Source organism: Peptoniphilus sp. (genome assembly GCF_050943655.1).
In the GTDB taxonomy this organism is placed as follows: Bacteria; Bacillota; Clostridia; order Tissierellales; family Peptoniphilaceae; genus Peptoniphilus_A.
Genome location: NZ_JBMNPQ010000080.1, coordinates 1 through 6,581, shown reverse-complemented (window position 1 = coordinate 6,581; position 6,581 = coordinate 1). Strand labels below are relative to the sequence as shown.

Below are 6,581 nucleotides of genomic sequence, written 5' to 3'. Positions count from 1 at the left end.
ATAATTAATGATTAAAATGAAAGGAAGGAATTAATCATGGAAAAAGTAGTATTAACAGGTAATAATCTAGATCTTGAACAATTAGTTGCTGTATCTAGAAACCACGTACAAGTTGAAATCGACGAAAAAGCAATCGCTGATGTAAACAAATCAAGACAATATGTAGAAGAAATTGTTGAAGAAGAAAAAGTTGTTTACGGAATCAACACTGGATTTGGATCTCTAGCAAGAGTTTCAATTTCTAAAGAAGACTCAGCACAACTTCAAGAAAACATTATCAGAACTCACGCATCTGGTTTTGGCAACCCACTTCCAGAAGATGAAGTTAGAGCTACTATGCTTATTAGAATTAACTCACTATTAAAGGGAGTTTCTGGTATTAGACTTTCAACAATCGAATTGTTACTAGATATGTTAAATAAAAACGTAGTTCCATTTATTCCTGAAAAAGGATCATTAGGAGCTTCTGGAGACTTAGCACCACTTGCACACATGGTACTTCCAATGCTTGGACTTGGAAAAGCTTACTATGAAGGAGAACTTCTACCAGGTGCAGAAGCTATGAAAAAAGCTGGTCTTGAACCTATCGTACTAGCTCAAAAAGAAGGTCTTGCTCTTACAAATGGTACAACAGTTCTTACAGCTACAGGTGCTCTTGCACTTTATGATGCAATGAATCTTTCTAAACTTGCAGACATCGCTGGAGCTATGTCACTTGAATCAGCAAGAGGAATTATTGACGCATTCTGGGAAGAACTTCACGTTATAAGACCTCACGAAGGTGCTCTTGAAACTGCAGAAAACTTCAGAAACTTATTAGCAGAATCAACTTATGTAACTCACACAGCTGAACTAAGAGTACAAGACGCTTACACATTCAGATGTATCCCACAAGTTCACGGGGCAAGTAAAGATACTCTAGAATATGTAAAGAAAAAAGTAGAAATCGAACTTAACTCTGCAACTGATAACCCAATTATCACTCACGACGGAAAAGTAATTTCTGGTGGTAACTTCCACGGCGAATTAATGGCACAACCATTCGACTTCTTAGCAATTGCTGCATCAGAACTTGGAAACATTTCTGAAAGAAGAATTGAAAGACTAGTAAACACTAACCTTTCTGGAATGCCATCATTCCTAGTAAAACACCCTGGACTAAACTCAGGTTTCATGATTACTCAATATGCAGCAGCAGCTTTAGCATCAGAAAACAAAACACTTTCTCACCCAGCAAGTGTTGACTCAATTACTTCATGTGAAAACCAAGAAGACTTCGTATCAATGGGTAACTGGGCATCAAGAAAAGCAAGAGAAGTTGTTAAAAACTCATACAGAATTATCGCAACTGAAATCATGATTGCAACTCAAGCTCTTGACTTCAGAATGGAAATGGAAGATAACAAATTTGAACTAGGTAAAGGTACTAAAGTAGCTCACGATCTAGTAAGAGAAAATATTGCTTTCATGGAAGAAGACAAGAAAGTAGAAATCTACGAAGAACTTGAAAAAGCTACAGAACTATTAACTTCAGGCAAATTACTTGAAGCTGTAGAAAAAGTTGTAGAACTATAATTTGACTTTAATTTTTAAACTTAATATAATTTGAGATAGATAACAGATAAATATTATTAATTGCAAGATGTAATTAATAGAGTGATTTATAATCAAGGAGGAAAAATTAATTGAAAAGAGTAATGTGTATTCCAAACTATTCTGAAGGCCGTGATCTTGACGTTGTTGAAAAGATTGCAGATTGTTTTAGAGGAAAGGAAAATATTAAACTACTAGACTACCAACCAGATGCTGACCACAACAGAACTGTTGTTGAAGTTATTGGTGAACCACAAGCTGTTATTAATGCTGTAATTGAATCAGTAAAAGTAGCACAAGAATTAATTGACATGACTAAACACAAAGGTGCTCACCCAAGAATGGGAGCAGTTGACGTAGTTCCATTTATTCCTATTACTGAAACAGACACTGAAGAATGTGTAGAATTCGCAAAACAAGTAGGAAAAGCTATTGGAGATTTAGGTATCCCAGTATATCTATACGAAGATGCAGCAACTAAACCAGAAAGAAAGAACTTAGCAAAAGTTAGAAAAGGACAATATGAAGGATTCTTCGAAAAAATTAAAGAAGAAGAATGGAAACCTGACTTTGGTCCACAAGAAATGAACGCTAAATCTGGAGCTACAGCTGTTGCAGCTAGATTCCACTTAGTAGCTTTCAACGTTAACCTAGACACACCTAATGTTGAAATTGCTGACAAAATCGCAAAAACAGTTCGTCACATCGGTGGAGGACTAAGATTTGTTAAAGCAATTGGTCTTTCATTAGAAGAAAAGGGACAAACTCAAGTTTCAATGAACCTTGTAAATTATGAAAAAACTGCTATCTATCAAGCTCTTGAAATGGTTAAATCAGAAGCAAAAAGATATGGCGTTACAGTAGTTAACACAGAACTTATTGGCTTACTACCACTTCAAGCATTAATTGATAGTGCTGCATACTATATGCAAATTGATGGATTTAGCGCAGATCAAGTAATCGAAACACAATTAATAGGGGAGTAATTGATGACTTTTAAAACAGATATACAAATAGCTGACGAAGCTAAAATGCTACCAATAGAAGAAGTAGCAGCAAAAGTAGGAATAGAAGATAACGACCTAGAACACTATGGAAAATACAAAGCAAAAATAAGCTGGGAAGCAATCAAGAGAATTGACGAAGAAAACGAAAACGGAAAACTAATCCTAGTATCAGCAATCTCACCAACACCAGCAGGCGAAGGAAAATCAACAGTATCCATAGGATTAACACAAGGTCTAAACAGAATCGGAAAAAAATCAGCAGTAGCATTAAGAGAACCATCACTAGGACCAGTATTTGGAGTAAAAGGTGGAGCAGCAGGTGGAGGATACTCACAAGTAGTACCAATGGAAGACATTAACCTTCACTTCACAGGCGACTTACATGCAATGACAGCAGCAAATAACCTAATCTCAGCATGTATAGATAACCACATTCACCAAGGAAACGCACTACGCATAGACTCAAGACAAATCGTTTGGAAAAGAGTAATCGACATGAACGATAGAGCTCTAAGAAACGTAGTAATATCTCTAGGAAAAAAAGCAGATGGATTCCCAAGAGAGGACCACTTCATGATTACTGTAGCATCAGAAATCATGGCAGTACTATGCCTATCAGAAAACCTAACAGACCTAAAAGAAAGAATAGGAAGAATGATAGTAGCATATAACCTAGACGGAGATCCAATAACAGTAGCAAACCTAGAAATCGAAGGTGCAGTAGCAATGCTACTAAAAGATGCATTAAAACCAAACCTAGTACAAACACTAGAAAACACACCAGCATTTATCCATGGAGGACCATTCGCAAACATAGCACACGGATGTAACTCAATACTAGCAACAAGACTAGCACTAAAAACAAGCGACTATGCAGTAACAGAAGCAGGATTCGGTGCAGACCTTGGAGCAGAAAAATTCATGGACATCAAATGTAGAGTAGCAGGTCTAAAACCAGATGCAGTAGTAATAGTAGCAACAATAAAAGCACTAAAAATGCACGGTGGAGTAGACAAAAAAGACCTTAAACCAGAAAACGTAGAAGCACTAGAAAAAGGATTTGCAAACCTAAGAAGACACGTAGAAAACGTGAAAAAATTCGGCGTACCTGCAATAATCGCAATAAACAGATTCGAATCAGACACAGACGCAGAAATCGAAAAACTACAAGAACTATGTAAAGAACTAGGAGTAAGAATCTCACTATGCGAATGCTTCGCAAAAGGTGGAGAAGGCGCAGAAGACCTAGCAACACAAGTAGTAGAGCTAATAGACGAAGAAGAATCTAACTTCAAACCAATTTACGACGAAAACTTAACAATAGAAGAAAAAGTAAACACAATCGTAAAAGAAATATACAGAGGTAGACAAGCTAACTTCACAAAAGCAGCACAAAACCAAATCAAGAAACTAGAAGCAATAGGACTTGACAGACTACCAATCTGTATAGCAAAAACACAATTCTCATTCACTGACGATCAAAAAGTAATGGGAGCACCAACAGACTTCGATATCGAAATCCAAGAAGTGCGTGTATCAGCAGGAGCAGGATTTATAGTAGTACAAACATCAAATATCATGGTTATGCCAGGACTACCAAAAGTACCAGCAGCTAACAAAATGGATATTGACAATGATGGAGTAATTACTGGTTTATTCTAATACTGATTTACTAGGAGGAAAAATGCTTAAAGATTTAAATATTGTAGAATTTGCAAACGAAACTGCATCAGACTCACCAGCACCAGGTGGTGGATCAATAGCTGCACTTAATGCAACTATTGCAGCTTCACTTTTATCAATGGTTGCAAGCTTAACTATTGGTAAAAAAAGATATGCAGATGTAAATGATAGAATGGAAGAACTTGTTGTAGAACTTGCTAAATATAAAGATGAATTTATTGATGGCATTGACAAAGACTCTGATTCATTTAACGGAGTTATGGCTGCAATGAAACTTCCAAAAGAAACTGAAGAAGAAAAAGCTATTAGATCTGAAAAAATCCAAGAAGGATACAAAGAAGCAATCTCTGTACCACTAGGACTTGGAACAAAAGTTATTGAACTTTATGATTATGCAAGAGAACTAGCAGAAACTGGTAACTCAAATGCTATAACTGACGTAGCAGTTGCTGTTATCAACATTAGAGCTGCTGTTGAAGGAGCATTCTTAAATGTTATCATCAACCTAAACTCTCTAAAAGATCAATCTTACAGACATGAACTAGAAGAAAAAATGGACGAAGTAAGAGCGACTGTAGAAAAAAATCATAAAGAAATTATGGAAATTGTTAACGAAAAATTAGCATGAAGTATCTCTTAGTTGATGTAGGATCAACTTATACTAAATTGCATTTAGTAGATACTGTAAAAAATACACTTTTAGCAAGTGCGTCCAGTTATACTACTGTTGATACAGATGTAAGAATTGGTTTTAATAAAGCATTAGAAAAATTAAAGACAAAAGTGGATGTTGAATATGATAAAATCCTCGGATGCTCTTCAGCATCTGGGGGTTTAAAAGTTGTGGCAATTGGATTTTCAAAAAATTTGACGACAAATGCTGCACGAATGGCTTCTCTTTCCAGTGGAGCTAGAATATTAAAAGTCTATTCCTACGAACTTTCCGATGAGCAGGTAGAAGAAATTGCAAATGCAGGAGCAGATGTAATTGTTCTAAGCGGCGGAACTGATCATGGAAATAGAGAAAATATTATATTTAACGCCAATAAGCTTGCAAAGTTTAAAATTAAAACACCAATAGTAGTAGCTGGTAATATAGATTGCCAAAAGGAAATTAAGGAGATATTTGATGCGTCAGATATCTCCTATAAATTTACAGAAAATGTGATGCCTACAACAAACACAATAAATTACAGACCTTTAAGAGAGACTATTGGAGATCTCTTTATTAAGACAATAGCAATAGCAAAGGGAATAGATAAGCTAAGCAAAGACTTTGATGTATTTTTGCCAACACCAATTGCAGTTCAAAGAGCTATGTCAAGTTATGCAAAACATCTTGACGATGTAATTATGTCTGTCGATGTTGGTGGTGCGACTACAGATATTCACTCAATCGGAAAGTCATACTACGGTGAAGAAAATATTCTTTCGCCACAAGTTGATGAACCGTTTGAAAAAAGAACTGTGGAAGGCGACATGGGCATGAGGTATTCTGCAACAGCTCTTTATGAATCAGTTGGAGACGAGCCCTTTTTAAAATTTGGAATTAAAGACGCAGAAGAGAAAACTCTTCACAGGTTTGAGCATACAGATTATATTCCAGATACTGACGAGGAATTATATTTTGACAATGTCCTATGCTACATTGCGACAAAAACTTCCCTTGAGAGACACATTGGAAAATTAAAAAAGATAAAGACTCCAACGCGTATAATGTATCAACAAATAGGAAAGGACTTAAGGCGTGCTGAACTCTTTATTGGAACTGGTGGAAATTTAATTTATTCCGACAAGCCAAAGTCAATATTAAAGGCAATATCAGATCTAGATGACGATTTTCTTGTAAATAAAAATATAGAGTATTTGCTCGATAAAGATTATGTGCTTTCATCTGCGGGGCTTCTTGCAGAAGTAGATGAAAAATATTGCAACAATCTTTTGGACAAATATTTAGTAAAACTATAAAGTATTTGAAGAAGTTGTAAATTAAAGTTACAACTTCTTTTTTTGTTAAATTTATTCAAAAAGTATTACATCTTTAGGATAAAGTTATGGGTGATAAAAATATCAAAGCAACTGATTAAAATGTATTCTAAAAGATGATGTAATTAAATGCCATCTTTAACAGAGCTAATGTATGTATTCTATATGTGAAAGTTAAAGTGGGAAATTTATTAGAATATAATGTTGATGGATGAGTAGTGGATGATTTGAAGAGGGAATTAGGGCTTATAGAGAAAAAAGCCAATATATTAATAATTTTAAAAGAGAAAGAGAGCTGTTGTTGCTCTCTTT

General features: G+C 35.3%; 5 protein-coding genes. All 5 read left to right on the top strand.

Features of this window, described 5'->3' with window-relative positions; translation table 11 throughout:
- Nucleotides 1–36: 36 nt before the first annotated feature.
- The 5 genes from hutH to ACOX6R_RS06855 all read left to right on the top strand — a co-directional run bounded on the left by hutH (nt 37) and on the right by ACOX6R_RS06855 (nt 6,251).
- A complete protein-coding gene (gene hutH, locus ACOX6R_RS06875; RefSeq protein WP_433448621.1) occupies nt 37–1,575 on the top strand; it encodes a histidine ammonia-lyase in 1,539 nt (512 codons plus the stop codon).
- 110 nt (nt 1,576–1,685) lie between these two features.
- Nucleotides 1,686–2,579 carry a glutamate formimidoyltransferase gene (gene ftcD, locus ACOX6R_RS06870; RefSeq protein WP_433448620.1) on the top strand — a complete coding sequence of 298 codons (894 nt, stop codon included), beginning with the start codon at nt 1,686–1,688 and terminating at the stop codon, nt 2,577–2,579.
- Between the two features lie 3 nt (nt 2,580–2,582).
- Nucleotides 2,583–4,262, top strand: coding sequence for a formate--tetrahydrofolate ligase (locus ACOX6R_RS06865; protein ID WP_433448618.1), 1,680 nt, complete (start codon nt 2,583–2,585; stop codon nt 4,260–4,262).
- Between the two features lie 22 nt (nt 4,263–4,284).
- Nucleotides 4,285–4,911, top strand: coding sequence for a cyclodeaminase/cyclohydrolase family protein (locus tag ACOX6R_RS06860; protein ID WP_433448616.1), 627 nt, complete (start codon nt 4,285–4,287; stop codon nt 4,909–4,911).
- Entirely contained in the window at nt 4,908–6,251 is a 1,344-nt protein-coding gene (locus tag ACOX6R_RS06855; protein WP_433448614.1) for a glutamate mutase L, read from the top strand. Before ACOX6R_RS06860 ends, ACOX6R_RS06855 begins: the two co-directional genes overlap by 4 nt.
- Nucleotides 6,252–6,581: the final 330 nt, after the last annotated feature.